This is a genomic window from Curtobacterium sp. SP.BCp (assembly GCF_051903255.1).
In the GTDB taxonomy this organism is placed as follows: domain Bacteria; phylum Actinomycetota; class Actinomycetes; order Actinomycetales; family Microbacteriaceae; genus Curtobacterium.
Window position 1 is genome coordinate 306,478 of sequence record NZ_CP194338.1, and the last position, 24,470, is coordinate 330,947.

General features: G+C 71.2%; 26 protein-coding genes and 1 pseudogene. 13 read left to right on the forward strand and 14 right to left on the reverse strand.

Annotated elements, in window-relative coordinates; translation table 11 throughout:
* The first annotated feature begins 107 nt into the window (after window positions 1-107).
* The 4 genes from ACRQ4C_RS01630 (at window position 108) to ACRQ4C_RS01645 (ending at window position 2,947) form a co-directional block, all read left to right on the forward strand.
* A complete protein-coding gene (locus ACRQ4C_RS01630) occupies window positions 108-1,139 on the forward strand; it encodes a BLUF domain-containing protein (RefSeq protein WP_439689825.1) in 1,032 nt (343 codons plus the stop codon).
* 806 nt (window positions 1,140-1,945) lie between these two features.
* Window positions 1,946-2,383, forward strand: a complete 438-nt coding sequence (locus ACRQ4C_RS01635) for a MarR family winged helix-turn-helix transcriptional regulator (protein WP_439689826.1) — start codon at window positions 1,946-1,948, stop codon at window positions 2,381-2,383.
* Window positions 2,384-2,477: 94 nt separating this feature from the next.
* Window positions 2,478-2,663: a hypothetical protein gene (locus ACRQ4C_RS01640; RefSeq protein WP_439689827.1), complete on the forward strand. Its 186-nt coding sequence runs from the start codon at window positions 2,478-2,480 to the stop codon at window positions 2,661-2,663.
* A 149-nt stretch (window positions 2,664-2,812) separates the two neighbouring features.
* Window positions 2,813-2,947: a hypothetical protein gene (locus ACRQ4C_RS01645; protein ID WP_439689828.1), complete on the forward strand. Its 135-nt coding sequence runs from the start codon at window positions 2,813-2,815 to the stop codon at window positions 2,945-2,947.
* A gap of 106 nt (window positions 2,948-3,053) precedes the next feature.
* Here ACRQ4C_RS01645 and ACRQ4C_RS01650 read toward each other — a convergent pair whose 3' ends face one another.
* Complete coding sequence (locus ACRQ4C_RS01650; protein WP_439689829.1) at window positions 3,054-4,004, reverse strand: helix-turn-helix domain-containing protein; 951 nt, start codon at window positions 4,002-4,004, stop codon at window positions 3,054-3,056.
* Between the two features lie 292 nt (window positions 4,005-4,296).
* Between ACRQ4C_RS01650 and ACRQ4C_RS01655 the strand changes: the two genes are divergently transcribed.
* Window positions 4,297-4,827, forward strand: a complete 531-nt coding sequence (locus ACRQ4C_RS01655; protein WP_439689830.1) for a sigma-70 family RNA polymerase sigma factor — start codon at window positions 4,297-4,299, stop codon at window positions 4,825-4,827.
* A 135-nt stretch (window positions 4,828-4,962) separates the two neighbouring features.
* On the opposite strand, the gene ACRQ4C_RS01660 is transcribed toward ACRQ4C_RS01655, so the two are convergent.
* Complete coding sequence (locus tag ACRQ4C_RS01660; protein ID WP_439689831.1) at window positions 4,963-5,643, reverse strand: hypothetical protein; 681 nt, start codon at window positions 5,641-5,643, stop codon at window positions 4,963-4,965.
* Between the two features lie 445 nt (window positions 5,644-6,088).
* Window positions 6,089-6,931: an AbiJ-NTD4 domain-containing protein gene (locus ACRQ4C_RS01665; protein WP_439689832.1), complete on the reverse strand. Its 843-nt coding sequence runs from the start codon at window positions 6,929-6,931 to the stop codon at window positions 6,089-6,091.
* A gap of 550 nt (window positions 6,932-7,481) precedes the next feature.
* Between ACRQ4C_RS01665 and ACRQ4C_RS01670 the strand changes: the two genes are divergently transcribed.
* Window positions 7,482-8,441: a family 43 glycosylhydrolase gene (locus ACRQ4C_RS01670; protein ID WP_439689833.1), complete on the forward strand. Its 960-nt coding sequence runs from the start codon at window positions 7,482-7,484 to the stop codon at window positions 8,439-8,441.
* Window positions 8,442-8,588: 147 nt separating this feature from the next.
* Window positions 8,589-8,786, forward strand: a pseudogene (locus ACRQ4C_RS01675) (cupin domain-containing protein); the annotation flags it as partial.
* 23 nt (window positions 8,787-8,809) lie between these two features.
* Here the strand turns inward: ACRQ4C_RS01675 and ACRQ4C_RS01680 are convergent.
* From ACRQ4C_RS01680 to ACRQ4C_RS01695, 4 genes are all read right to left on the reverse strand, one after another.
* On the reverse strand, window positions 8,810-9,469 hold the full coding sequence (locus ACRQ4C_RS01680; RefSeq protein ID WP_439689834.1) for a response regulator: 660 nt from the start codon (window positions 9,467-9,469) through the stop codon (window positions 8,810-8,812).
* Window positions 9,466-10,776: a sensor histidine kinase gene (locus ACRQ4C_RS01685; RefSeq protein WP_439689835.1), complete on the reverse strand. Its 1,311-nt coding sequence runs from the start codon at window positions 10,774-10,776 to the stop codon at window positions 9,466-9,468. Before ACRQ4C_RS01685 ends, ACRQ4C_RS01680 begins: the two co-directional genes overlap by 4 nt.
* Window positions 10,773-11,456 carry a DedA family protein gene (locus ACRQ4C_RS01690; protein WP_439689836.1) on the reverse strand — a complete coding sequence of 228 codons (684 nt, stop codon included), beginning with the start codon at window positions 11,454-11,456 and terminating at the stop codon, window positions 10,773-10,775. Before ACRQ4C_RS01690 ends, ACRQ4C_RS01685 begins: the two co-directional genes overlap by 4 nt.
* 155 nt (window positions 11,457-11,611) lie before the next feature.
* Window positions 11,612-12,478: an alpha/beta fold hydrolase gene (locus tag ACRQ4C_RS01695; RefSeq protein ID WP_439689837.1), complete on the reverse strand. Its 867-nt coding sequence runs from the start codon at window positions 12,476-12,478 to the stop codon at window positions 11,612-11,614.
* A gap of 138 nt (window positions 12,479-12,616) precedes the next feature.
* Between ACRQ4C_RS01695 and ACRQ4C_RS01700 the strand changes: the two genes are divergently transcribed.
* Window positions 12,617-13,618: an aldo/keto reductase gene (locus ACRQ4C_RS01700; RefSeq protein ID WP_439689838.1), complete on the forward strand. Its 1,002-nt coding sequence runs from the start codon at window positions 12,617-12,619 to the stop codon at window positions 13,616-13,618.
* Between the two features lie 87 nt (window positions 13,619-13,705).
* Here the strand turns inward: ACRQ4C_RS01700 and msrA are convergent, their stop codons facing one another.
* Complete coding sequence (gene msrA, locus ACRQ4C_RS01705; protein WP_439689839.1) at window positions 13,706-14,227, reverse strand: peptide-methionine (S)-S-oxide reductase MsrA; 522 nt, start codon at window positions 14,225-14,227, stop codon at window positions 13,706-13,708.
* A gap of 97 nt (window positions 14,228-14,324) precedes the next feature.
* The gene (locus ACRQ4C_RS01710) at window positions 14,325-15,146 is read right to left on the reverse strand and encodes an aldo/keto reductase (protein ID WP_439689840.1); all 822 of its coding nucleotides are present in this window, start codon (window positions 15,144-15,146) and stop codon (window positions 14,325-14,327) included.
* Window positions 15,147-15,215: 69 nt separating this feature from the next.
* Here ACRQ4C_RS01710 and ACRQ4C_RS01715 point away from each other — a divergent pair, with 69 nt between their 5' ends.
* On the forward strand, window positions 15,216-16,328 hold the full coding sequence (locus tag ACRQ4C_RS01715; RefSeq protein WP_439689841.1) for a 5-methyltetrahydropteroyltriglutamate--homocysteine S-methyltransferase: 1,113 nt from the start codon (window positions 15,216-15,218) through the stop codon (window positions 16,326-16,328).
* A 77-nt stretch (window positions 16,329-16,405) separates the two neighbouring features.
* On the opposite strand, the gene ACRQ4C_RS01720 is transcribed toward ACRQ4C_RS01715, so the two are convergent.
* The 4 genes from ACRQ4C_RS01720 to aztB are packed head-to-tail and all read right to left on the reverse strand — an operon-like array spanning window position 16,406 to window position 20,626.
* Window positions 16,406-17,602 (reverse strand): hypothetical protein, encoded by a 1,197-nt coding sequence (locus tag ACRQ4C_RS01720; protein ID WP_439689842.1) that lies wholly within the window; start codon window positions 17,600-17,602, stop codon window positions 16,406-16,408.
* A gap of 26 nt (window positions 17,603-17,628) precedes the next feature.
* Window positions 17,629-18,564 (reverse strand): metal ABC transporter solute-binding protein, Zn/Mn family, encoded by a 936-nt coding sequence (locus tag ACRQ4C_RS01725; RefSeq protein WP_439689843.1) that lies wholly within the window; start codon window positions 18,562-18,564, stop codon window positions 17,629-17,631.
* Window positions 18,561-19,733 (reverse strand): ABC transporter, encoded by a 1,173-nt coding sequence (locus tag ACRQ4C_RS01730; protein ID WP_439689844.1) that lies wholly within the window; start codon window positions 19,731-19,733, stop codon window positions 18,561-18,563. Before ACRQ4C_RS01730 ends, ACRQ4C_RS01725 begins: the two co-directional genes overlap by 4 nt.
* Window positions 19,730-20,626: a zinc ABC transporter permease AztB gene (gene aztB, locus ACRQ4C_RS01735; RefSeq protein WP_439689845.1), complete on the reverse strand. Its 897-nt coding sequence runs from the start codon at window positions 20,624-20,626 to the stop codon at window positions 19,730-19,732. Before aztB ends, ACRQ4C_RS01730 begins: the two co-directional genes overlap by 4 nt.
* 50 nt (window positions 20,627-20,676) lie before the next feature.
* Here aztB and ACRQ4C_RS01740 point away from each other — a divergent pair, with 50 nt between their 5' ends.
* A complete protein-coding gene (locus ACRQ4C_RS01740; protein WP_439689846.1) occupies window positions 20,677-21,318 on the forward strand; it encodes a metal ABC transporter ATP-binding protein in 642 nt (213 codons plus the stop codon).
* On the opposite strand, the gene ACRQ4C_RS01745 is transcribed toward ACRQ4C_RS01740, so the two are convergent.
* A complete protein-coding gene (locus ACRQ4C_RS01745; protein ID WP_290133131.1) occupies window positions 21,288-21,746 on the reverse strand; it encodes a MarR family winged helix-turn-helix transcriptional regulator in 459 nt (152 codons plus the stop codon). The two genes, ACRQ4C_RS01740 and ACRQ4C_RS01745, sit on opposite strands and share 31 nt — an antisense overlap.
* Window positions 21,747-21,935: 189 nt before the next feature.
* Between ACRQ4C_RS01745 and ACRQ4C_RS01750 the strand changes: the two genes are divergently transcribed.
* The 3 genes from ACRQ4C_RS01750 (at window position 21,936) to ACRQ4C_RS01760 (ending at window position 24,468) form a co-directional block, all read left to right on the forward strand.
* Window positions 21,936-22,589 (forward strand): hypothetical protein, encoded by a 654-nt coding sequence (locus ACRQ4C_RS01750; RefSeq protein WP_290133130.1) that lies wholly within the window; start codon window positions 21,936-21,938, stop codon window positions 22,587-22,589.
* Between the two features lie 116 nt (window positions 22,590-22,705).
* Entirely contained in the window at window positions 22,706-23,590 is an 885-nt protein-coding gene (locus tag ACRQ4C_RS01755; protein ID WP_439689847.1) for a S26 family signal peptidase, read from the forward strand.
* Window positions 23,587-24,468 (forward strand): LamG domain-containing protein, encoded by an 882-nt coding sequence (locus ACRQ4C_RS01760; protein ID WP_439689848.1) that lies wholly within the window; start codon window positions 23,587-23,589, stop codon window positions 24,466-24,468. Before ACRQ4C_RS01755 ends, ACRQ4C_RS01760 begins: the two co-directional genes overlap by 4 nt.
* Window positions 24,469-24,470: the final 2 nt, after the last annotated feature.

Sequence of the window (24,470 nt, forward strand, 5' to 3'; positions counted from 1 at the left end):
CTGCCGCGTGCGGCCGGTTGGGGGGTTGCAGGGCAGGAGACGGCGCAGTTCACTCGAAGCCGCAACGTGTTCCGGCAGACAGGGAGACCAGAACGATGCGTTCGATCGTGTACACCAGCACTCAGACCCGTCCAATCACGGATACCGAGCTTGCGCAGATCCTCGCCGTTGGCCGGGAGAAGAACACCGCGCTCGGCGTGACCGGGGTCCTCGCGCACAAGGGCGACAACTGCCTCGGGATCCTCGAGGGCGATGACGAGACCGTCGGCGCCCGGTTCGAGCAGGTCCGCCGCGACCCGCGGCACACCAACGTCCGTGTGCTCCTGGATGAGCAAATCGGGCAGCGGTCGTTCCCGGACTGGTCGATGGCGTTCCAGCCGCTCGATCCGCTGATGCAGCAGGTCCCGGGTTTCCGGGACCTCTTCGCGTCCGGTCAGGCGCTCGACCCGGCGGCGGGGCTGACACGAGCTCGTGGGTTGCTGGAGTGGTTCCGGAAGCACCCGCTCGCCCCGCTCACGAGTCAGACCGCGGACGAAGAGGAAGCCCCGCGCACGCGGGCGATCAACGGTGCGATCGCCGCCTTGCACGACGGCGGTGTGACCCGCTTCAACCTTGACGTCGCTGCCGCGCATGCAGGAATGACGCCAGAAGCGGTGCGGGAGTTCTTCCCGACGGATCGGGCACTGTTGGCGGCGACAGTGGAGCGATGGACGCATGCGATCTCGGCACCGTTGGCGCCGTTGATCGCTGAAAAGGGGACGGTGGCGTACCTGCACGCGCTGATGGCAGCGCACGCGGAAGAACCGGCGCTGATGGAGCTGTTGGCCTACAGTCTCGCGTCCTCCGCCGACTCGTCGTTGGACGGGGCGGACTACTACCGGTCGATGTACCGGCGGTTCCGGGAAGCGATCCATCAGGGACTCGTCGTCGACGTGCGGGATGGCCGGGAACCATCGACGATGGACCCGGTCCGTGGCGCGAAACAGCTCCTCGCGCTCTACGACGGGCTCCGCCTGCAGGCGCTCCTGACGGCGGACACGGATGTCGTGACGGAGTTCGACCGGGCGGCGACGCGGATGCGCCGTGGATGGTCCGAGCAGTACGAGCAGCCCACCTACTGGGACATTCCCGTCGTATAAGAGAGCGGTGCCCGGTGCTCCGCAACGGCAAGCACCGGGCACCGCCCGAACCGCGCCGCGTGAATCAGGACCGCAGCACGGCTCTTCCCCGGTCACCATCCGGAGCACCTCCCAGTCTGCCGCCCAGATACCCAGAGGTCTGTCCGCCTTTTCGCCGTCTTGTGCGGAATCGGCCGTGTCCGGCAGGGTGGGAGCGCGTGATCAGTTCGGGTCTGGTTACGCACGGGATGCCGGCTCTGCCGCAGAGCCGGCATCCACACCCTGCGATCGGCCGACGGCGACACCGATCCAGAACTTCGCCGGGCTTCCATCTGGTGCGGAACCGGGTTAGTCTGCCGCGGACTCGGTTTAGCACGCTCCTGGGTCACGGTTCACCGTCCGTTCGCGGTGAGGTCGCGGCGACGGTGCCAGGGCAGCGCAAGGGGGGTACTGGCACCGTCACCCGATCCACCCCGGCGACCAAATTGCGCTTGCCGCAAGCGGACTCGGGGCAGCGGGCTGCTGTCGCATTCCTGGACGGAACAGATAAGCGTCCTTGTAATGTCACACCCGCTACTCCGTGGTCCCTAGCTGCGGGAGCCCGGATCCCTGTTTCCCGGGCTGGTTTCGTCTTGACTCGGAAGCGTCGAACCCGACGGCGCCGTAGCGCGAGGGCGTCCGGGCCTGACCCGAACCCGCCGCGGACGTCCTCGCATCGCACTGCTGCTGGCGCTGCCTGGGTCCGCGCGAGTTCCGGGTGGGACACTCGACGGCAGGAAGGAGTGCCGGTCATGGCGTTAGCGAAGACGGACACGGTGCCGATGGGGGTGCTGCTACTGGAGTCAGTGAACCGGCTCCGCGTCGCGGAGACACTGCTGCAGACCCGCGCACGGACCCAGGTGGGGTTGAAAGCAAACGAGTTCAACGCCGTGCAATACGTCGCGTCCGCGGCAGCCGCCGGCGTCCCGGCTCGCCCGAGACAGGTAGCGGAGACGCTCGGGGTGACGGAAGCCGCCGTGTCGCAGCTCCTGGACCGACTCGTCGCCCGTGGACTGGTTTATCGGGAGCGGGATCCGGAGGATCGCCGCGGCCGGGTGTTGTACCTCACCGACGATGCCCGAACGGCGCTTCGGGACGCGTACGGGGAACTGCCGGACGCGGTGCAGGAACTCCTCGATGCGATCCCCGTCGAGGACGCGCGGCGGATCGCATCGCTCGCAGCGGCGGTTCAGAACGTCATCGACCGCACCGCGATGACCAGATAACGTCACTCCTTCAAAAACTTAAGAACCAGGGTGGGGTTTTTCTACGCTGCTCCTGAGCCGCCCAACCCGGCGTGCTCGGACCAGAAGGGACACCATGCACCAGCTCGACACTGCCCCAGCACCCGTCGCGCGGCATGTGTCCGCGCCGATGCCGGTCGTGCTGTCAGAGGTGGAGCAGGCCAGCCGTGAACGGGTGCTGCGTGAGGTGGCTCTGGGTGCTGCGGTTGTGGCAGTAGCCGCGTTGGGAGCGGCGCTGATCTTCTTCGCGGTGCTGTCGTGACCGCCCGTCTGCGCGGGTGTGTGCCGACGGAGCCGATCGATGTCGGTCGTCTGCTCGCCGCGGACCCGCCCCACACTCCGCACCCGGCGCGGGAGCCACGCTCGCTCGCGCAGGCGCGGGCGGACCGGCGGCAGTGGCACCGCCGCGGTATGCGGTCCCCGGACGAGATCGCCGCCCTCGTCCACGCACGCGTCTACGAACTCCCCACCACGATAACGTCAGTGGACGGCGCCGAGCAGACTGATCCTGCCTACGGCGACTTCTTCCAGGAGCCACTCCTGTGACCGGGAACGGTGCGGTGCGGCACCCGGTGCCGGACGAGTTGACGTCGGATCTTCGGCTGATCTTCTACCGGCTGATCCGTCTCGAGCAGGCGGTGCATGCTGCGAGTCAGCGGGATGCTTTCGCGGTGCGGAGCGTCTGGCTGGGCCGCTCGCCGAACTCAGCGTGATACGCAGCCGCGAACCTGCCCAGGTGCATCAATCCCACCCGCTGCGCGATATCGGCGACGCTGTCCACGGCGCCCTCGGTGAGCAGGCTCTGCGCCATCTGCAGCCGGATCCGCTTCAGGTACGCCAGCGGGGTGCTTTCATGCGTGCGTTGGAACGCGGACTGCAAACCACGAGTGCTCATGCCGGCGGCTGCCGCGATCTGCTGCACGGTGAGCTGTTCAGTGGCGTGTTCCAGCATGAACGCCTCCGCTCTGGCGAGCCGCGCTTTCGCCGGGGACGCGTTCTGCTCACCAGCAGGCCAGTGCGGGATGGCCGTCAACAGCCCCGCCGCGGCGATCACGGTCAGTTCCTCGTCACGTGCCGCCGCGACCTCGGACGGGCCTTCCAGGATCTCGGTGGCGACGGTGCGGATCATCAGCCACCACGCTGCGAGCGTGGCGCCCTCGGGCACGTGGTACGGCTTGAACGCCAATGGTTGCGGCGCCCATCCGCCGCGTTCCGCGGCGACTTTCTGCACCACGTCCCGGTCGATGCGAAGGGTGTCCTGTTGGAACGAGATCCATCGGAACGGTTCGGCGTCCCGATGGAACAGGATTGGCCGGCCGATCGGGGCGCGGTGCTCACCGATCGTGCCGCGGCCGGACTTGAACCAGGTGACCACCACATCATCGCCGGTGCGGACCGTGCCCGCCACGGTGCCGTTGCACGCGGTCGACTCCAACGACAGCCGCGTCGACGCCACCACCGTCTCCTCGAACCGGAACGGTGCCCCGTCCGGTTCCACACTGAGCTCGGACACGTCGTGAGTGCGGGCGAGCGCGGCACGCGCCTCGGCGACAACACCGGTCCGGACCGTGTCGCGGGTGCGGACCACCATGGCAGACTCCATCCGCTGATCGTCGCCGGAACCACGGCAAACCACAAACCAGTCCTCCCCGAATCCCCGCGACGACCCTCCCACCGACAGAACAGGCCAGAGCCGTTCCTCCCACCCCATGCCCCAGTAGCTTCGACCGCTGGCGCTGCACCCGCCCCGTCAGCCACGACGGGCTGCACAGCAGCACCGAACCCGCGGCCACAGCCACATGGAACGACAACGCCGCCGGCAAGACCGTCTGGACCCTGTTCCGCCCGCTTCCCCGTGGCGACCTCGGCAGGACGCGCTCTCCGGGCGAGGACCGATGACCGCTGAGGCGACGCCGGAACACCGGGTGCTCTTCGCCACGGCGTACCGTGATCATGCCGCCGGACTACGCGGGTTCGTAGCGACGATCATCATCGATCCGCACCTGGCCGAGGACGTCGTTCACGAAGCTTTTCTCGACCTCTGGCTCCACCCCGACCAGTGGGACCCCGCCCGCTCCGACCTGTTGTCGTGGCTGCGAACCATCGCCCGTCGCCGCGCGATCGACAGGATCCGGAGCCGTGAGGCCGCGCGACGCCGCGACTTCCGCATCGGTATCCGTGATCACGACAGCGTCGATCACGCAGACGACCGCGACGCGCTCTACATCCGGTCACGGCTCCGGGCAGCGCTTGCCGGGCTGACCGACAAGCAACGCGAAGCAGTGCTCCTGCGCTACCTGGGTGAACGCACCATTCCCGAAGTCGCACAGCTCCTGGGGATCAGCATCAGCACCGCTGGGACGCGCGTCCGCGACGGCGTCCTCGCGCTCCGCCACACACTCACCACACACACGCCGACACCGTGACCGACCTAGTCGCGCTGTCCTGCCAACGATCGATAGCCGCCCACGGAGCGAAAAAGCTCGGGACGCCCGCAGTCGTATGCGGCGAGCGTCCCGAGCGGTATCCGAGCCCCGAGGGTGGGGTTCGGCAGCAGCGGCTTACTTGATCTTGGCGGTGATGGTCGCGGTGCCGACGAGCAGGCCGCGCTTGACCGCGTCGGTGCCGAAGGTCTTGTTCAGCAGACCAGCGGCGTCCTCGGACACGTGGACCGTGGTGCCGGTCAGGATCGCGTTGTCGCCCTCGAGCTGCAGCGGCTTGAGGGTGCCACCCCAGAGCTCGAACAGGTACGCGTTCGCGACGGCGACCTTGCCGTTGACCAGCACGTCACCGTAGAGCTTGGACGACCCCGGGTTCACCACGAAGTTCTCCAGCGTCACCGTCGTGTCACCGGCCTTGAGCGTCAGCCCCGAGTCGTCGTGGTTGAGCAGCCCCTGCACGTACGGACGGTACGAGCCGTCCGGGTTCCAGTACGTCACCGAACCGGCCGTGATCGGGAACGACACCGACCCGTCCTCGAGCTTGGCGTTGCCCGACACCCCGGGGGTGAGCTTCAGCGCGGTCAGCGCGTCGGTGAAGCCCGAGTCGAGCTTCACCGCCGTCGTGCCACCGAGGACCTCGGGCACCGAGGCGACCGGGGCGGGGATCTTCGACGAGGACGAGGACACGGTGTGGATCGCGGGCGTCGAGGCGTTCGCGGCACCGACACCGAACGCGGCGCCACCGAGGACGAGCGCGCCGGTCGTGGCGAGGGTGATCGAGGTCTTCAGGCTCTTGCGCATGATGTTCTGTCCTTCTCTTGGTTGGTGTCCGGCGCGGTTTGCTGTGCGCACGCCAAACACACCCTGCAGGAGGGTGGAGAACCAGCTGGTTGCGGCTGGTCAGCGCCCCGGATATCCCCGGGGGAGTCGAACAGTATTCGGGACCGCTCCGGGGAAGGTTTGGTTCTTGTACCCTTCCCCCACATAGGGGGCAGCGAGTTCTGGTGTAGCGAAAGGATCACGCTCGAACGCGGTGACGCGTCGCGAGAGTCGATCGCTGGCCGGACGTTTTCGCGGAACCGTAGCGAGAAGGTGTAGCGGCGCACTTGACTCCCCCGTAGACACCCAAACGTGGCCGGGGGGCGCGACCGTAGGTCCGCCTGAGCCCCGAGCTCGCAAAAGACATCAGGATCAAGCCGCCTGAGGTACTGACCGGCTTGCTGCTCGCCTGCCGGTGTAACGAGGATCAGATGAGCTCGCTCTTCCTGCCGGCTTCGATGACGTAGGACACGAATGCCGAGCACGCGACGAGCATGTACTTTGCGAGACTTTGGTCAGCATCCGCCTGGTCGATAGCCGCGTGACGGATACCCTGCGCGTCAGACGTCCAACCGTACATCTTTGACCAGGCGCCCTCCAGCGCGGGGTGAAGCTCGATGCCCGCTGTCTTGAGTTTCCGCAACCCCGCACCGAGCGTGCCCTCGCCCGTAACCGTCGCCACAACGGATTCCACCGCCGAGATTGCTTCCTTGATGCTGTTCGGGTAGTCCGGTATCTGCCGATCGGCAAGCAATTCTGTCGCACGAAGCAGGTGGTTCCGAGCACCGTTGAGCTGGACCGTGAGATCCAGCGCGTCCGTTACCGCGGCGATTGACATGTCGTCGCTGAGTGGAACGAGTTCTCGCTCGATCAGTCGGTACCCGACGAGGTACCGTTCGAGGGTGGCATTCAGAAGGCCATCGAAAGTGTCCGGAACCTGGTATGTGAACTGGTTCGAGAATCGGTGCAGGTATTTGCCGTAGGCCTCGATGCAGTCCAAGGCTTCGAACCACTCACCGTCCATAATGGCCGACTTGACCAGCCCCCAGACCTTCTCGGCGCGCGGCTGCTCATCACGGGCGTTCTTGAAGTACCAAGCCCAGATTGCGGCAGTGATCGCTGTATCGACGTCATAGGCCATCGCATCTTGCGTGAGTCCGCGAATCACATAGACGGTGTTCCAGAGTTCAGTCCTGGTCTCCGTGTCGAGCGCGCCTGTCTGTGTTACGGACCGGGGTGACGTGAACCCCATGCGTTCGGCGAAGGACATGGGTGAACCGTAGCGTCCGCCACTGACCGTCGAGCTTCCACGGGCCAGCGGATGTCGTCTCGATGGGCGGTCCTCCGGCGTACGAGCCGTCGCGGTCGCACGCAGCTCTACCCATCTGTCTCACATAGGTGGTCCGCAGACAGTCGCGATGGCGGGGCGCTATCCGGGCGCCCACCCGGGGGCGGGTGCTTCGCCTCCGCGTTGCTCTCGGGAGTGGGCGTCCCCAAGCATCGCCGTGGTGCTATTTGGTGCACCACCACCTGGCCGGGAACGGCTTTGACTGGCCCGACTCGTCGACAACTTCCCCATGAACTCGGCGATCCGGGGTCTGCTCGTGCAGATACGAACACCGAGCAATGGGTTCAAATCCCACCGGTACCGCCACGATCAAGAGCCTCGGCTCCCTCGCAGGGAGCTGAGGCTCTTGTCGTTCATCGGGTGATGGACAGCTCGAGCACCGCAAGACGTACACGCCCGGCACAGTGCCGCTGGGCCCCTATGCGGGACTGTGCGGAGCCCCAGGAGGCGCCCACGGGTGCACCATGGACCGATGAGCGACGACGCTTCCGTCCGACTCCTCGGCGAACCGTGGGGCGACACCTCCCGCCGCGGCCGCCCGTACGCGAAGGACCCGTCGGTCATCCGCTTCGGCGGCCGCTACCTCCTCTACTGCTCGTTGCCGTCGGCCAGCGACGCCGAGCCGGAGGGCTGGTCGATCGGCATCGCCGAGAGCGGCGACCTGGTGTCGTGGCGGACGGTGGCCGTGCTGCCGCCCTTCGGCGACTACGACCGCAGCGGCGCGGCGGCACCCGGTGCGGTGGTCGTGGACGGCCGGGTGCACCTGTTCTTCCAGACCTACGGCCGCGGCCGGGAGGACTCGATCTGCCACGCGGTCAGCGACGACGGCCTGACGTTCACCCCGAACCCGGAGAACCCGGTGTTCCGGCCGTCGGGCGACTGGACGTGCGGCCGGGCGATCGACGCGGACCTCGTCGTGGCAGGGGACTGGTTGCTCCTGGCGTGGGTGACCCGCGACCCGACGATGACGACGCAGCTGCTCGGGACCTCGCGGGCGCGCATCGGGAGTGCGTACGGGCCGGGGGACTGGGAGCAGCTGTCCGTCGACGGGCCGGCGCTCGCACCCGAGCTCCCGTGGGAGCAGGACTGCATCGAGGCCCCGGCGCTGCGTTGGGACGGCCAGCGGTTCACGATGTTCTACGCGGGCGCGTACAACAACGCGCCGCAGCAGATCGGCTGGGCGACGAGCCCGGACGGCCGGACGTGGACGCGCGGGTCGGACGAGCCCCTCGTCCCCGCAGGGCCCGAGGGGAGCTGGAACCACTCGGAGTCGGGCCACCCGGGGTACCTGCGTGACGAGGACGGCCGCGAGTACCTGTTCTTCCAGGGCAACCCGGACGACGGCCACACGTGGATGATCGCCGCGACGGAGCTCGCCTTCGAGGACGGTCGGCCGACCGTGCAGTGGGACAGGGGGAGGCCCGTACGGTGACGGGCATGACCGCCTCCGTGGTGCACATCGCCTCCGTCCCGACCGACGCCTCGCAGCACCCGGCTTCGAGTCCGTACGACCGCCGACTGAGCGGCCCGCTCGGCATCGGTCGCTTCGGGCTGTACGAGGTCGACCTCCCCTGCCGGCGCGGCCACGGTGCCGCACCACCACCGCGAGGACGGCGACGAGGACGCGTACGTCGTGGTCCGCGGCTCCGGCCGTCTCGTGGTCGACGGCGTGGAGACCGAGCTCTCCGCCGGCGACGCGGCGGGCGTCCCGCCCGAGCACGAGCGCTGGTTCCGCGCCGGCCCCGACGGGTGCACGCTCATCGTCGTGTGCGCCTGACCAGGATCGCGGCGCGGCATCGGTCACCCCGGTCCGACGAGCCCGCTCTCGTGTGCGAGCACCACGACGTGCACCCGGTCGCGGAGCTGCAGCTTCGCGAGGATGCGTCCGACGTGGGTCTTCACGGTCTGCTCGGCGATGAACAGCTCGGCGGCGATCTCACCGTTCGACCGACCACGGGCGATGAGCAGGAACACGTCGCGCTCCCGCTCGGTGAGCACGTCGAGGACCTCGGTGCGCGGTGCGGCCGGTGCGGGGGCGGCGACGAAGGCCTCGACGAGGTGCCGGGTCACCCGCGGCGCGAGCAGCGCTTCGCCACCCGCGACGGTCCGCACCGCGGCGACGAGTTCCTCGGCCGACGCGTCCTTGAGGAGGAACCCGCTCGCTCCGGCGCGGAGGGCGTCGAAGACGTAGTCGTCGACGTCGAACGTGGTCAGCATGACGATCCGGACGGGGCGGTCCGAGGGGGCTGCGGTGATCCGCCGGGTCGCCTCGATGCCGTCGAGGTTCGGCATCCGCACGTCCATCAGCACCACGTCGGGCTGCTCCCGCAGCACGAGTGCGACCGCCTCGGCGCCGTCCGACGCCTCGCCAACCACCTCGAGGTCGTCCTGGGCCTGGAGGATCGCCCGCAGTCCCATGCGGAACATCTGTTGGTCGTCGACCACCGCCACCCGCGTCACGGCTGCTCCTCGTCGGCTCGCGTCGACGAAGCCGGCGCCGGCGTCGTCGGCAGGGTCACCGCGACGCGGAAGCCGCCGTCCGGCCGCGGGCCGTGCTCGACGGTCCCGCCGAGCGCGGCGACCCGCTCCCGCATGCCGGCGAGCCCGAAGCCGCCGTCGTCGGGCGGCGGTGCGGCGACGGTGCCTGCCGGTGGCGCGGAGTTAGTGACCTCGACGCGCAGGGCCGCACCGTGCCTCCCGACCGTCACGACGGTGGACGCGCCGGGCGCGTGCCGGGCCACGTTGCCGAGCGCCTCCTGCACGACCCGGTAGGCGGTGAGCTGCGCGAGCCGGTCCGCGTCGCCGTCGACGGCGTCGAGGTGCAGTGTGACCGGGATGCCGGCGACCCGGGTGCGTTCGACCAGGTCGGGGAGGTCGGCGAGCTGCGGTTGCGGTGCGCGCTCGGCGTCGGCCCCTCCGCGGAGGGTGCCGAGGAGCTGGCGCATCTCGCGCAGGGCGGTGCGGGAGGTGCCGGCGATCGCGGCGAACTCGGCACGGGCCTCCGGCGGGAGGTCCTGGACGCGGTACGGGGCGGACTCGGCCTGCATGTGGACGACGGACATGCTGTGGGCGACGACGTCGTGGAGCTCACGGGCGATGCGGGCCCGCTCCTCGACGGTGCGCCGACGCTCCTGCTCGAGTTCGACGTCCCGCCGTGCCTCGGCGAGCTCGACGCGGACGGCCCGCCGCTGTCCGATCGCGACGGCGGCGCCGGCGAGCAGCAGGGTCGACCCGGCGGACACCACGAAGGTGGAGGCCCAGACGTCCGCGGGCTCCCAGCGTGACGGTGCCACCGCGACGAGGGCGAGCGTGAGGACCGTCGCGGCGGTCCACACCGCCGCGGTGAGCCGCCAGTCGGTGCGGACGCCGAGGACGACCACGAGTGCGCCGACGCCGATGATCGCGGTGACGGGCAGTGGCCACGGGGCGACGTCGCCGCCGATCGTCATCACCCCGAGGGCCGCGACCGCGACGAGGTGTGCGACGGAGGCCGTGCGGGGGAGCACGGGGGCGAGGCCGAGGGACACCGACAGCACGGCGGTGACGAGGAGGGCGAGCGGTACCGGGACGCCGTACACGACGGCGGTGACGGGTGCGGCGACGGCGAAGAGCGTCGCGGCGATCACGACGAGGACGAGACGGGCGACGACCACCGGCCACGTGGCCCACTCGCGGCGGGTCGACCACGGCCAGCGGCGGCGCGCTCGGCGTACATCGCGCGCGGCCGGGGCGCCTGCCGAGCTCGGTTCGTGGTCGTCGCTGGTCACGGGCGGGCAGTCTCTCCGGTCGGAGCGGGGGTGCGCGTGCGCGGCGTCCGCTCGAGGGTGGCGCGTCGTCGGGCCGCAGCGGCCTCGCGCCTGCGGCCGATGCTACCGATCACCCGGTCCACCACGACACCGAGCACCACCGCGACGACCATCGACACGAGCGCCGCGACGACGGGCTCGTGCAGGACCGACGACGTCGCCAGGGCGATGCCCACCGAGGTCGCCGCCCAGGCGCTGCCCGCGACCGCGCTGATGCCGAGGAAGCGGCGGTAGGGGAGTTTCGTCGCGCCTGCCGTGGTGTTCACCGCGACGCGGCCGACCGGGATGTAGCGGCCGACGAGGATGAGGCTCGCGGGACGCCGCGCCATCTGCCGCTCGGCGAACGCGAACGCCGCGGCGATCCTCGGACGTCGGGAGGACGCGAGTCGCGTCAGTCCGATCCGGCGACCGATCCAGTACGCGACCGAGTCGCCCGCGACCGCTCCGGCCGCCGCGGCGACCAGGACGCCGACGAGCACCGGCTGACCGGACGTGGCGGCGACCGCGGCGACGGCGACGAGGGCCGTCTCGCTCGGCACAGGCGGGAAGAAGCCGTCGAGCAGGCACAGCGCGAACAGCACGACGTACACGAGCGGACTCGCCGCCAGGTCGACGACGAACGGGGTGATCTGGTCGAGCACGGGGTGCCTCCCTCCGTCGGCGGCGCTCGCCGACGAGGACGACGCTACGGACGCGGCGGCGCGCTGCCATCCGCCCGCGGGGTCGACCGCCCCCTACCCCGGTATGAGATCCGGGAGTGGTCACCTGCTGCCGGACCGGGCGCGCCGCCGCCGCGTCAGAGCCGCTCGGCGACCGCCGCCACGACCTCCGCCGGCACTTCACGCTGCACGAAGTGCCCGACGCCCGCGAGCTCGACCAGTCGGAAGTCGCCGTCGAACGACGACCGGGCATCCCGCGCCGCCGCGACCGTCTCGCACGCGTCCGCGTCACCGACGAGGAACGTCGTCGGCACGTGGATCGACGGCCACGCGTCGAGCGTCGCCTGCAGGTCGGCGTACCGCGGGTTGCCCGGTGCCTCCCCGGCGCCGTGCCGGTAGTAGTGCACGACGGTGTCCGTGAACTCGTCGGACGCGAAGGACGCCAGCAGCGCCTGCCGGTCGTCGGGGTCGATCACGTCCGGGGACGACCAGTGGTCCCACGACCAGACGAGCAGCTCCGAGGGTGTCTTCCGGAACGCGGCCTCGCCGACCTCGGTGCAGAGCCACCACCGGTACCAGGCGACGGCGGCGTCGTCGAGCGTCTGCTGGGTGGACAGCCCCGAGCGCGGCCCGTACGCGGTGGCGATCCCCACGAGCCCCCGGAGGCGCTCGGGCGCGACGGCGGCGACCGCGTGGGCGGCTCGGGAGCCCCAGTCGTGGCCGACGAGCACGGCGTCGTGCAGGTCGAGCGCGTCGAACAGGTCGAGCAGGTCCGTCGCGAGGGCTGCGACCTGGCCGGAACGTTCCTCCGGGTGCACGCTGCTGCCGCCGACGCCGCGCAACGACGGCCGGACCACCCGGAGGCCGGCGGGCAGTGCAGCCACGACGGCGTCCCACGTCGACGGGCCGTCGGGGAACCCGTGCACGAGGACGACGGGCGTGCCGTCGGGGTCGCCGTCCTCCCGGTACTCGATGACTCCTCGGGGTGTCGTGACCTGCGGCATGGGCGGCTCCTCGTGTGCGGACGGGTGACGGGCGGTTGCCTGCATGCTGCCAGGTCGCGACCGGACCGGCCCGCCCGCACGGTAGCGTCGATCCCGGCCCGCCGGCCGCTTCCCGACCCCGACCCGGATCGAGCAACGATGCACGACGTCCACCGTCCCGCCGACGACCGCTACGAGCAGCTCCCGTACGAGCGCGTGGGGAGGAGCGGTCTCCTCCTGCCGCGCATCTCCCTCGGGCTCTGGAACAACTTCGGCACCGACCGACCCCTGGCGACGCAGCGCGACATCCTGCTGCACGCGTTCGACCGCGGGATCGCCCACTTCGACCTCGCGAACAACTACGGTCCGCCGCCCGGCGCCGCCGAGGAGCAGTTCGGCCGGGTCCTCGCCGACGACCTCCGGCCGTACCGCGACGAGCTCGTCGTGTCGACCAAGGCCGGGTACGACATGTGGCCGGGCCCGTACGGCAACTGGGGCTCGCGCAAGTACATGCTCGCCTCGCTCGACCAGTCCCTCGGGCGGCTCGGCCTCGAGTACGTCGACGTCTTCTACTCGCACCGCCCGGACCCGTCGACCCCGATCGAGGAGACCGTCAGCGCGCTCGTCACCGCGGTCCGTTCCGGCAAGGCCCTCTACGCCGGCATCTCGAACTACGACCCCGCCCAGACCCGTGCCGCGTCGGAGGCGCTCGCCGCGGAGGGCATCCACCTGCTCATCCACCAGCCGCGCTACAGCATGTTCGACCGGACGCCCGAGGGCGGGCTCTTCGACGAGCTCACCCGGATCGGCACGGGGGCGATCGTGTTCTCGCCGCTCGCCGGCGGGCTCCTGACGGACCGCTACCTCGACGGGTCGGTGCCGGTCGGGTCGCGTGCCGCCGAGGGACGCTGGTTCGGCGCCGACCGCATCGACGACGACTACCTGCGGACGGCGCGGGCGCTGGACGACATCGCGTCGGCACGCGGGCAGTCGCTCGCGCAGCTCGCGATCACGTGGGTGCTCCGGCAGCCGGCCGTCACGTCCGCGCTGGTCGGCGCATCGAGCGTCCGGCAGCTGGACGACACGCTCGCGGCGCTCGACGGTGCGCCGCTCACCGACGAGGAGCTGACGGCCATCGACCTGCTGGTGCCGCGCGGCTGACGCCAGCCAGGGACGGACTGGAGGCGCGGTGCCAGCTGGCACCGCGCCTCCAGTCCGTCATGCGGTCACGCCGTCAGGCGTGCGCACTCACGCCGAGGCGGTCGCCTCGTCGCGGTGCGGGAGCTTCCAGCCCGGACGCACGAAGTGGCACGTGTACCCGTGCGGGTGCTTCTCGAGGTAGTCCTGGTGCTCCTCCTCGGCCTCCCAGAAGTCACCGGCGGGCTCGACCTCGGTCACGACCTTGCCGGGCCAGATCCCGGACGCGTCGACGTCCGCGATGGTGTCGAGCGCGACCTGGCGCTGCTCGTCGTTCGTGAAGAACACCGCGGACCGGTAGCTGCGGCCGACGTCGTTGCCCTGCCGGTCCTTCGTCGACGGGTCGTGGATCTGGAAGAAGAACTCGAGCAGGTCGCGGTACGAGATCTGCGACGGGTCGAACACGATCTCGACGGCCTCGGCGTGGTCGCCGTGGTTGCGGTAGGTGGCGTTCGGGGTGTCGCCGCCGGAGTAGCCGACGCGCGTGCTGATGACGCCCGGGCGGCGACGGAGGAGCTGCTGCGCTCCCCAGAAGCACCCGCCGGCGAGGATGGCGGTCTCGGTGGTGGTCATGCTGGCCTCCTGGGCTTCGTCGTTGCCGCTGGCTGCGGCATCACCGGGTGCAACCGGCGGCGGCCGCCGACTGTTCCCGGCGTGTCACCTGGTCGGTTCACGCCGTCGTGTCCTCCAGCGCGTCGAGCGCCGCGACGTGCTCCGCCGACAGCACGAAGTCCACGTCCGCGTTCTCCGCGATCCGCGACGGCGTCGTCGACTTCGGCAGCGGCAGCACGTCCTTCTCGAGCAGGTACCGGATCGCGACCTGCGCGACGGACTTGTCGTACTCCGCCGCGATGTCGCGGATCTGCGCGTTGTCGAGGAGGCCGCCGGTGGCGAGCGGCGAGTAGCCCTCGGTGAGGATGTCGTGCGCACGGTCGAACGCGGTGGTCTCGTCCTGCGTGTTCCCGATGAACCACCGGATCTGGTTCGCGTGCGGGACCACGTCGGTCCGGCCGAGCAGGTCCTCGAGGTCGGCGACCGCGAAGTTCGAGACGCCGATGCTCTTCGTGCGGCCGGCGTCGTAGAGCTCCTCGAACACCTTCCACACGTCGACGTTGCCGTCTCGGTGGTCGGACCCCATGTCGCTCCAGGGCCACGGTGCGTGGATCAGGTAGAGGTCGACGTGGCCGAGGTCGAGGTTCCGGGTCGACTCCTCGAAGGCGTCACGGGCGCCGGACGCGGTCTTCACCTCGGCGGGGAGCTTCGTCGTGATGAAGAACTCGTCGCGCGGGACACCGCTGTCGCGGACGGCCTCACCGACGCTGGCCTCGTTGCCGTAGGCGAGCGCGGTGTCGATGTGGCGGTAGCCGGCCTCGATGGCGGTCTTCGTGGCGTCGTAGGCATCGCTGCCGGACGGGATCTGCCACGTGCCGAAGCCGATCTTCGGGATGTGCAGACCGTTGGACAGGGTGAACGTGTCGGTCAGTGCGGGCATGCGGCGCACACTACGCCGCGCGACGCGGTCGGCTCCCGGCTCCTGGTTCCGCGTCGGTACCATCGGCGCATGTCACCGCGACCGCCGTTCCGAGCCGACGTCGTCGGCAGTTTCCTCCGCCCCGCCGCAGTGCAGGGGGCTCGCGCCGCCCACGCCGCCGGGACCGTCGACGACGACGCCCTCCGCGCCGTCGAGGACGAGTCCGTGCGGGCGCTCGCCGACGCGCAGCAGGCCGCCGGGCTCCAGGTCGTCACCGACGGCGAGGCTCGGCGCAGCTGGTGGCACCTCGACTTCTGGGGCGGACTGGACGGCGTCGAGGTCGTCGAGCTCGACCACGGCATCGCGTTCCAGGGGGTCTCCACGACGCCGAAGGGGCTCCGCGTGACCGGCCCGGTGTCGTTCCCGGCGGACCACCCCTTCCTGGCGCACGCCCGGTTCGTGGTGCAGGAAGCCGCCCGCCGCGGCGTCACGGCGAAGTTCACCATCCCGTCGCCGACGGTGTTCGACTTCCGGCTCGACGCCGACCAGCTCCGGACCGACCACTACGCCGACCGCGCGGCCGTCACCGAGGACCTCGTCACGGCGTACCGCGACGCGATCGCCGCGTTCCACGCCGTCGGGGTGCGCTACCTGCAGCTCGACGACACCGCGTGGGCGTACCTCTGCTCGGACGTCGAGCTCGAGAAGGCCCGTGAGCGCGGCATCGACACCGACGGCATCGCCGCCCGGTTCTCGTCGATCGTCCGGCGCGTGCTCGACGGTCGGCCGTCGGACCTCGTGGTGACGACGCACGTGTGCCGCGGCAACTTCCGGTCGACCTGGATCTCGTCGGGTGGGTACGAGCCCGTGGCCGAGGAGCTGCTCGGCAACACCGGCTACGACGGGTTCTTCCTCGAGTACGACAGCGACCGCGCAGGCGGCTTCGAGCCCTTGCGGTTCCTGCCGCACGGCGACCAGGTGGTCGTGCTGGGACTCATCACGTCGAAGACCGGCGAGCTCGAGGACCCGGCGGTCGTCGAGCAGCGCATCCGGGACGCCGCGCAGTACGCGCCGCTCGAGCAGCTCGCGCTGAGCCCGCAGTGCGGCTTCGCCTCGACGGAGGAGGGCAACGTCCTCTCCGAGGACGAGCAGTGGGCGAAGGTCCGCAGCGTGGTCGCGATCGCGGACCGCGTCTGGGGCTGACGCACCCACTGGACGGACGGGAGGCACGGTGCGGGCCCGCACCGTGCCTCCCGTCCGTCATCGGGTCCGTCTCGGCGCTACGCGACCGCGATCTCGTTCGGGACGCCGGGGAGCTCGTCGCTGGAGGCGACGACCTCGCCGCTGGTGAGGTCCACGGCGTGGACGGTCTTCGTCGCCGGATCGGTGACGAAGGCCGTGTCGCCGGCCACCTTGAGGGCGGGGTGCGGGTCCTGCCACTCGACGGGGCCCTCCCACGCGTCGATGACCGGGAACGTGGCGAGGTGCTCGCCCGTCGTGACGTCGACGGTGTGCAGGGATCCGTCGGAGCCGAGCACGATCGCCTCGTCGTCCGGCCCGCGCGCGAGGTCACGGAAGGTGAAGCCGACGCCCTCGGGCAGGTCCGCAGTTTCGTACGATCCCTGCTCGGTGTCGATCAGTGCGAGCTGGTCGAGGAGGTAGCCCTCGCTGTCCGGGTCGTCGTTGTAGTCACCGACCGCCACGGGGCTCGTGTCCGTGGTGAACAGGTTGCCGGTGCGGCCGTACGCGGTCGGCGCGTCGATCTTGGTGAAGGTGCCGTCGCGGTAGACGAGCGCGCCGTCGGTGCAGCCGAACACCGCGACCTCGTCCGCGACGGTGCCCTCGCCGTGGACGTCCGGGCAGACCTCGGAGCGCGCGACCTCGGAGCCGTCCTCGTCGAGCGCGCGCACGCCGGACCGCGACTCCTCGGTGCCGATGGTCGTGAGGAGCGTGCCGTCCTCGAGCTCGATCGCGACGCCGTGGTGCGCCGCCTCGGACCGCGTCGTGTCGACCTCGGGCAGGCTGCCGCCGTCCACGGTGTCGGTCAGGTCGTCGTGGTCGAACGCGGTGACGTCCCCGGTGCCGTCGGCGAAGAGCGTCGTCCGGTCACCGTGGACGACCGCGTGGCCGCCGGCGTCGGCGGGGAAGACGGCGTCGGTGAGCGCCGGGTCCGAGGCGGTGTCGAGGACGCGGAAGCCCGCGGGGACGGTGACGAGCACGTGACGGCCGTCGCCCGCGGGGTTCACCCGCGTGAAGCCGTCGATCGCGTCGTCCGACACCACGTGGAGGTCCTCGTCGAGGACGAGCACCCCGCCGTCGTAGGTCACGGTGAGGCGGGTCTCGTCCGCAGCGCGTGTCCGCTCCGCGCGGTCCTCCGCGTCCGAGGGGTCGGTGGAGCACCCGGTCAGGGCGAGGGTGGCAGCCCCGAGGAGCAGGGCGGGGGCGACGGCGGTGCGTCGCTTCGAGGATGTCGTCATGACGGTCACTGTATTGATTCTCATTCTCATCTGGAAGCCGACAGGCCGTCGGCGATCGCCTCGGCGTTCGAACGGGTCATGCCGAGGTAGGTGCTCGCGGGACCGGTGGCGGTCAGCGACTCGGTGGCGAGCGGGGTGATGGTGACCTCGACGCCGACCTCGTCGGCGAGGACCTCGGCGAGTCGGGCCGGCTGGGAGAGGTCGGCGAAGATCGTCGGCACCCCGGCGTCCTCGATCGCCGACGCCAGGTCGCGGAGGTCCGCGGCGCTCGGGGAGGCGAGGGTCGTCCCGCTCGGGATCACGGCACCGACGACCCGGAAGCCGTAGCGGTCGGCGAGGTAGCCGAACACGTGGTGGTTCGTCACGAGGGCGCGACGGTCGGCGGGGACGGTCGCGAACGCCGCGGCCACCTCGTCGTCGAGTGCGTCGAGCTGCGCGCGGTAGCCGTCGGCCCCCGGCGCGTCGATGCCGACCTCGCCGAGGGCGTCGTCGAGTGCCGTGACCACCTCGGCCATCCGCTGCGGGTCGGTCCAGAAGTGCGGGTCCGGTCCGGAGTCGTCCTCGGAGCGCCAGTCGAGCACGTCGACCGCGTCGCCGGCCGTGAACACCGGGACGCCGTCGGCCGCTGCCGCCTCGACGTGCCGAGCGACGCCCTCCTCGAGGCCGAGGCCGTTCTCGACGACGAGGTCGGCGGAACGGAGGCGTGCGGCCTCCTGGGCGGAGACCTCGAAGGAGTGCGGGTCCGCACCCGCCGGCATGAGGACCTCGACGTCCGCGGCGTCCCCCACGACCTCGCTGACGACGTCGCCGAGGATGTTCGTCGTCACGGCCACGAGGGGGCGGTCGCGCTCGGTCGTGCTGCACCCGGCGGTGGTCGCGACGAGTCCGGCGACGAGGAGCACGACGGTGGCACGTACGGCGGCCGTGCGCGCGGCCGCGGTCGCTCGGGCTGCGGGGGTCACCGGCCGACCTCGGCGAAGGCGGCGACGGGGTGACCGAGCTCGATCGTGCGGGCCACCCGGGCGTCGTCCGCGAAGTCGATCTCGTGCACCGACCCGGTGGTCGGGTCGGCGACGTAGGCCCGCTGTGCGTCGACCTGGAGGAGGGCCGGGCCGTCCGCCGTGACCAGAGGGTCGGTCGTGGCGGTGCGGCCACTCGTGGACGTCGGGTCCGCCGTCGCGACGACGACCACCCGTCCCGTGTCGTCGACCGCGACGACGTGCCCGTCGGCGTCGTCGACCGCCGTGACCGCACGGAGCGGTCGTTCCGAGGCGACGTGCCGCCACGAGTGCTCCCGTGCGTCGAGCAGCCAGGCCCCGCCGTTCCCCGCGACACCGGCGACGGTGGGCCGTCCGGCCCGCGCTGCGAACGACGTCGGACGGTCCGTCGTCCCGTCGGGCAGCGGGACCGTCGTCGCACCGGCCTCGTCCGCGACGACCGCACCGTCGGAGCACCCGACCACGGCGCCCGCCCGGGTCACGATGCCGCCGGCGGGCTCCGAGCAGGACACCGCATCGCCCACGGCACGGCCACTCCGGTCGAGGACGGTCACCGTGTCGTCGGCCCCGACGACGAAGCGGTCGCCGAACGGCAGCAGGACCGACGCCTCGACGCGCAGGACCTCCTCGACCTCGCCCTGCCCGAGCGCCTCGCGGTCCAGTGCGACGGCCTCGCCGTGGTCTGGCCAGGTCAGCGTCGTCGCCGTCTCCGAGGAGTGCACGTCGACCGCTCCGCCGCGATCGACGTGCCCGACGACCCGCGGCTCGGCGGCGTAGTAGTGCGTGTGGTCGCCGTGGTCGACCGTCCAGGCGCCTCCGTCCGTGATCGTCGTCCGGTCGTCGTCGGACGTGACGAGGAACCGTCCGTCCGTGGCGGCGTGCGTCGGGGCATCGACGGTGTCGAGCGCGGAGGACTCGCCGGTGAGCAGGTCGCGGATCGTGGTCCGGCCGTCGGGGTCCACCGCGAGGAGGCGCAGCTGGGGCTCACGGGCCTCCCGAGCGCCCTCGACGTACCCGTGCGGGCGGTCGGTCGTCGCGGAGGCTCCCGGTGTGGCCGGGTCGGTCGAGCAGGCGGCGAGCAGGAGCGTGAGCCCGAGCGCGGCGCCGACGGCGGGGGTGGATCGGTGGTTCATGGGGCCTCTCGAGGTGCTGTGGACCCGGGGGTCCGGGCGGTCCGGGCGGTCCGGGTGGGCTTGGGGTGCGCCGGAGCGCGGCCGTGCAGCAGGGCGGCGGCACCACGGGAGACCGCCACGCCGAGGACCGCGACGACGGCGATGCTCGCGCCGGCGGCCGTGCCGAGGTGCCACGAGACGAGCAGGCCGGCGACGACGGCGGCGGCACCGATGCCGGCGCCGAGGAGCATCGTCGAGCGGACCGAACGGGTCCACGCGCGCGCGGCGGCGGCCGGGGCGAGGAGGAGCCCGACCACGAGGAGTGTCCCGACCGCCCGGTACGACGCGACGACGGCGAGGGTGACCAGGGCGACGAGGACCACCTCCGCCAGGCGCGGTCGCAGCCCGAGCGTCGCGGCCTTCCGGACGTCGAACGCCGTCGCTGCGAACGGTCGGTGGAAGCAGATCGCCGTGCCGAGCGCCACGGCGGCGGCCACGGCGAGGCCGACGAGGTCCGCCGCGGTCACGGCGAGCACGTCCCCGAACAGGATCGCGGTCACGTCCGTCGCGAACGAGCGCGACGCGGACACGACGATGACGCCGAGGGCGAGCATGCCGACGAACAGCAGGCCGATCGACGCGTCGTAGGACAGGCGGGCGCGCCGGCGCAGTGCTCCGACGCCGAGGACCATGACGCCCGCGCTCGCCGCGGCACCGAGGGCGGCTGGGACGCCGGTCAGGGTCGCGACGGCCACCCCGGGGAGCATGCCGTGCGCGAGTGCCTCGCCGAGGAAGGCCATGCCGCGCACGAGCACCCAGGTGCCGACGACCGCGCACAGCACCGCGGCCAGCGTGCCACCGACGAGGGCGCGCAGCATGAAGTCGACGGAGAAGGGGTCGGTCAGCCAGGTCACGTTCGGAGACGCTACATGAAAACGACTATCAATACTGATAGCGTGCTCAGGTGTCCCGAGCCGCCGCCATCGAACTGACCGACGTCGCCCTGCACCGAGGTGACCGCTGTGTCGTCGCCGGACTGCACGCGACCTTCCGGGCCGGTGCCGTCACGGCGCTCACCGGACCCAACGGGTCGGGCAAGTCCACCGTGCTCGACGCGATCGCCGGACTGGTGCCGTGGTCCGCCGGGCGGGTGGCGGGCCTCCCGGCCGACGTCGCGTACGTGCCGCAGTCCGTCCCGCCCGGCGCGCTCCCGCTGACCGTGCGCGACGCCGTGTCGATGGGGCGGTGGCGGGCCCGGCCCTGGTGGCGCCCGGCCACGCGGCGTGACCGCTCGGTCGTCGAGGCCCAGCTCGAGCGCCTGGCCGTGGCCGACCTCGCGCACCGTTCGTTCGACGAGCTCTCCGGCGGGCAGCGGCAGCGTGTGCTCGTCGCGCTCGGGTTCGCCCAGGAGGCGTCGGTGCTGCTGGTCGACGAGCCCACCGCGGGCGTCGACGCGGCTTCTGCAGCGCTCGTCGTCGCGGCGCTGGCGGACGAGGCCGCCGCCGGTGCGGTCGTCGTCCACGCGGCGCACGACCCGGTCGCCGTGGCCGCCGCGGACGGCGTGGTCGCGCTCGGTCAGCCCTCCGCGGCGCCGGCCTGTTCGTAGAGGCTCGTCGCCAGGTCGCTCAGCAGCGTGACGAGGTCGCCGTCGTGCGTGGCGTCGACCGCGGTGAGCAGCTCGGCGTACCGCTGCCGGTACCCCCGGACGACCGCGTCGCCCTCTGGTCGGAGTCGCAGGAGTGACCCCCGCCGGTCGTTCGGGTTCGGCGCGCGCTCGACGAGGCCGGCCGCGGTCATCCGGTCGACCATGTTCGTGACGGCACCGGAGGTGAGCCCCAGGTAGCCGGCGACCTCGGTCGGGGTCGAGTAGCCCGTGTCGTCGATGAGCACGAGTGCGCGGAGGGCGTTCTCGTGCACGCCCGCGCGGGCACTGAGCTGCCGGACGAGCACGGCGTTCGCGCGCACGACGGCGTCGAACGCACTGATGAGCTCGCCGGGGTCGGTGGTGGGTTCGGGTGCACCTGCTCGGGTCACAGGTCCTCCAGTTCGGGTCCGGAGGGGCCGTCCGTGGCGTCCCTCACACTGGGGACAGTACACGAGTAGCCAAGTTTGTGAATGGTTGAGTATCTTGATGAGTGAAGCAAGTCGGCCCGAACCCCTTGCTCCTCCGGAAGAGCCGGACCACACCGACCAGCCAGACCACACCGACCGAAGAGGTTCCCCGTGTCCAAGAAGCCCCGCACCTCCGCAGCGAAGCGGATCCGTTTCGCCCCCGTCGCCCTGCTCGCGGGCATCTTCGCCGCCGTCCTCCTCTCGCTGTCGCTCACCGGCACGCTGTCCGGGTTCGCCGCGAGCATCACCAACAGCAGCAACACCGCCGCCAGCGGCACCCTGACCATGCAGGAGCAGAACGCCGGCGGCACGGTCACCTGCACCAGCACCGACGGCGGATCGGTCTCGACCAACGCCGCGACCTGCTCGACGATCAACAAGTTCGGTGGGAGCACGACGATGACGCCGGGCAACACCGTGAACACCGCGATCTCGATCAAGAACACCGGCACCGCCAACGCCGCCACCTTCACGCTGACCCCGGGCGCGACCTGCACCCAGTCCAACAACGGCACCGTCAACGGCAGCGCCACCGACCTGTGCTCGAAGATGAACCTCGTCATCACCTCCGGCTCGACCACGGTGTTCAGCGGCACGCTCGCCAGCTTCAAGGGCGCCGCCTCGACCGCGTTCACGATGCCGCCCGCCCCGGCGGCCGGTGCCAGCGTCCCGTTCAACTTCGCCGTGACGCTCGACTCGTCGGCCGGCAACACCTACCAGGGCCTCGCCGCCTCGGTGCCGATGACCTGGACCTTCACCGCCTAGCGGCCCGGACCACCCCAGACCGGCGACGCTCGACCGACCCCCCTCCGGCCGAGCGTCGCCACCCACCACCCCACCCCGTCCCCACCCCGCACCACCCTCGACGACCGGAGCAGCACATGAGCCAGACCGCAGCCGTCCCGCTCAGCGGCACGCTCGACCGGCCGCTCCTCGGCGCACACACCGCCACCCGCTTCGAGACCGTCCTCGCCTGGTCGGTCGCCGTCGTCGCCGCGGTCCTCCTCGGCGCTGCGGTCCTGTTCCTCGGCTCCGGCGGGCGCTGGTTCGTCGTCGAGACCCCGTCGATGGGCGTGGCCGCACCGGTCGGCACGCTCGTCCTCGACCTGCCGGCCCGCACGTCGGACCTCGCGGTCGGTGACGTCGTCACGTTCGAGACCGCGGCGAACCCCGGTGTCGTCTACACGCACCGCATCATCGGCGTCGACCACGACGGCGGGCTGCACACCCGCGGCGACATCAACGGCGCGACCGACCCGTGGACGCTCACGCAGGCCGACGTCATCGGCTCGCCGGTGCTCCTCGTCCCGCACCTCGGCTGGCTGTTCCGCGCGGCCCCGCTCCTGCTCATCGGCACGTTGGTGATCTGGACGCTCACGAGCGTCTTCACCGACCGGGTCACCCGCACGTGCCTCCGCATCGCGGGCGGGGCACTCACCGTCTCGTACGCGGCGTTCGTCCTGAAGCCGTTCGTCAACGTGACGACGATCACGAACACCGCCGACCACACCGGTGTCGACGTGACCATCGTGTCCTCGGGCATGTTCCCGGTCCGTGTCACGGCACCCGGCACCGAACCGCTGCACCTCGTCGACGGGCAGGTCGGACACATGGTCATCCACGAGCTCACGAAGAACGGCCACTACCAGCTGACCTCGAACATCGACCTCGGCCCCGTCGGCTGGGGGCTCCTCATCGCCGCGTGCCTCGTGCCGCTGGCGCTCTGCCTCTCCGTCGGCCGGACCGACGCGGTGCGCGCATCGTGAGCGCGTTCCGGTCCGCCCCGGGCGCGATCGCCCGCCGGCTCCGGGACGGCCGCGTCGTGGCGCTCGTCCTCGTCCTCGCGATCGCCGTCGTCGTCCTGTTCAACGCCTTCGCTCCGACCCGCTCCGCCTTCGGCGCGAAGATCACGAACGACACGGACACCGCCGGGACGGCCCCGTACTTCACCTGCTCCGCGGCCGTCGGCGCCGACACCGCGAACGCCGTGTTCGCCTACCGCCTCGGCGAGGCCTCGGGTTCGACGGTGGCGACCGACTGGTCCGGCAAGAGCCAGAACGGCACCTACCAGGGGTCCATGGCGGCGGTCGCACCGAGCCCGAACGCCTGCCCGCGCGACGCGGGCACCGCCTACCAGCTGAACGGGTCGACGAGCTTCGTCTCGACGCCGAAGGCGGTCGCGAACCCGACCACCTTCAGCGAGGAGGTCTGGTTCCGGACCACCGTCGCGGGCGGCATGCTGATCGGGTTCGGCAGCAACCAGGCGACGACCTCTGGGCAGCACGACCGACAGGTGTACCTGAACACCTCGGGACAGCTCGTCTTCGGCGCGTACAACGGCACCACGCAGGTCGTCACCTCGCCCAAGACCTACACGGACGGCGCGTGGCACCACGTCGTGGCGACGATGTCGGCCGCCACCGGGATGCGGCTCTACGCGGACGGCGTGCTCGTCGCGTCCAACGCGGCGTACACGGCTCCCGAGAACTACACCGGCTACTGGCGCATCGGGTACGACACCGTCTCCGGCTGGCCCGGCCAGCCGTCGAACTTCTGGTTCACCGGCCAGATGCGGTACGCGGCCGTCTACAGCACCGTGCTCTCCGCGACGCAGGTCGCGAACCACGCCACGGCCGGGCGCTGACG